This is a genomic window from Actinomadura logoneensis, assembly GCF_003428695.1.
Lineage (GTDB): Bacteria > Actinomycetota > Actinomycetes > Streptosporangiales > Streptosporangiaceae > Spirillospora > Spirillospora logoneensis.
Map to the genome: position 1 here is coordinate 1 of NZ_QURH01000355.1, position 554 is coordinate 554.

Genomic DNA, 554 nt, shown 5'->3' on the forward strand with positions numbered 1-554 from the left:
CCGGCTGGGCGACCGCTTCGGCGGCGGGTCCGGTGACGGGTTCGGCGGCCGGTTCGGCGTCGTCGCGGCCGAGCGGCGCGGCGCGCCCGCCCGGCAGCGCACCCTGCGCGCGATGATCGACTGGAGCTGGGAGCTGCTCACCCCGTCCGAGCGGATCGTCCTGCGCCGGCTGGCGGTGCAGCGCGACGGCTGCGACCCGGCGGCGGCCGAGGCGGTGTGCGCGGGGGACGGGGTCCGCCCGGGCGAGGTGCTCGGCCTGGTCTCCCGGCTGGTGGACCGCTCGCTGGTCGTCATGGCCGAGGGCCCGGACGGCCCGCGCTACCGGCTGCTGGAGTCGGTCGCCGCGTACGCGCTGGAGCGCCTGGACGAGGCCGAGGACCTCGCCGCCACCCGCGCCCGGCACCTGCGCCACTACCTCGCGCTCGCCGAGACCGCCGAACCTCGGCTGCGCGACGGCGGCCAGCGCGCCTGGCTCGCCCGCCTGGACGCCGAGGCCGCCAACCTGCGCGCCGCGCTGGAGGAGGCGCCCCCGGCGGACGCCGCCCGGCTGGCCG

The 554-nt window shown here is 80.3% G+C and carries 1 pseudogene; it reads left to right on the plus strand.

Going from position 1 to position 554, the window contains the following annotated elements:
- Positions 1-554, plus strand: a pseudogene (locus DZF91_RS22695) (AfsR/SARP family transcriptional regulator); the annotation flags it as partial.